The sequence below is a fragment of the Clostridium sp. AM34-9AC genome (assembly GCF_003480225.1).
Lineage (GTDB): Bacteria > Bacillota > Clostridia > Lachnospirales > Lachnospiraceae > Acetatifactor > Acetatifactor acetigignens.
In genome coordinates, this window is record NZ_QUIU01000006.1 from 66,698 (window position 1) to 68,027 (window position 1,330).

The 1,330-nt window shown below is 44.0% G+C and carries 2 protein-coding genes; one reads left to right on the forward strand and one right to left on the reverse strand.

Features of this window, described 5'->3' with window-relative positions; all coding sequences use genetic code 11:
* Positions 1-128: 128 nt before the first annotated feature.
* Positions 129-710 (reverse strand): tyrosine-type recombinase/integrase, encoded by a 582-nt coding sequence (locus DW835_RS05160; RefSeq protein ID WP_118730793.1) that lies wholly within the window; start codon positions 708-710, stop codon positions 129-131.
* 117 nt (positions 711-827) lie between these two features.
* Here DW835_RS05160 and DW835_RS05165 point away from each other — a divergent pair, with 117 nt between their 5' ends.
* Positions 828-1,097 (forward strand): carbon storage regulator, encoded by a 270-nt coding sequence (locus DW835_RS05165; protein ID WP_022313558.1) that lies wholly within the window; start codon positions 828-830, stop codon positions 1,095-1,097.
* Positions 1,098-1,330: the final 233 nt, after the last annotated feature.

A 1,330-nucleotide genomic window follows, 5' to 3' on the forward strand; every position in this document is an offset into this window, starting at 1 on the left:
TATTATGGAATGTTGCATTTTGTCTTGCACTACATATTTCGGCTGACCATGGGAAAACTTTAGCCTTTTTTGTAAAAATCGTTAATACGTTACTTTCATATCATAATAGCAATTATGCAAGCCGTATGTCATAGCTGTATGTCACGAAATACGGCATCTTTGTCATCCTGTTCAATCCCCAGATAATGTTTTGTGATCTGAAAAGAAGAATGATTGTAAATCTCCATCAGCAATGCGGGCGGAGTTCCCATTTTCCATGCATGGTAGCCGAAGGTCTTCCGCAGGGAATGGCACCGGATCACGTCTTCGATTCCTACGGCTTCAGCAGCCTTACGGACAATGCGGTAGGCCTGGTATCGGGAGAGTGGGGATTCGGCTTTTCTGGGGCTGGGGAAGAGGTAGTCTGTGTCGGCTATGGAAGGCTGTGTTTTCCGGTAGGACAGTAATGTTTTCTGAAGTTCTCTGTTGATCAGGATTCTGGTTTCTTTTTCCGTTTTTTTCTCCGTGATGAGGAGATGGGTGTAAAAGCGGCTGTGTCCTGTGCAATAGACATCTCCCCAGGTGAGATGAAGGATGTCGTTGATGCGGAGAGCAGTGTTCAGACCGATCAGGATGAGAGTGTAATTCCGGGAGTTGGGCTGTTTGGTAAGGTAGTAATCTTTGAAATCGTGTAAAAGCTGTTTGCTGCGGATAGGTTGTGTCGTGCTCATAATGGCCTCCTTGAAAGAATAAATGAATTAGGATAATGCAACATTCCATAATAAAATGTTGCATCAGTGCAAACCAGCAGGCAAGGAAGGCTGAATTAAAACAAGGAGGTTATCAATATGCTGCGTCTGACCGTTAGTCCGGAAGAATACCTGATGATCAATGACAATATTAAGATCGTCTTCCTGGGAGGAACCAAGAATCATCTCCGTATCATGATCGATGCACCGAGAGAGGTGAACATCGTGCGAAGCACGGTATTAGAAAACCAGATCACAGATCCGGAGGAGAGAGCGAAGCTTCCTAAATATTATGCGGAAGAAGAGCACCCGGAGAAGTACCGCAAGAAGTCAAATGTGATCATCACAAAGGGAAATGCGGACAAATAATTTCATATGGTAATAACCGGAGGAAGAGCGGCTCTGTCAGGGCCCGACAGGGAAGCTCCTACTCCGGTTACTATAAAAACTAACAACAAGTATCTGGGAGAAAAGGATTTCTCAATAACAATACAGATACGCACACTGCCGCAAAAGGAATTGGGCAGTAATACAAGGAGGTAAATTATTATGGTAGTACAACACAATCTTACAGCTATGAACTCTAACAGAATGTTAGGTCT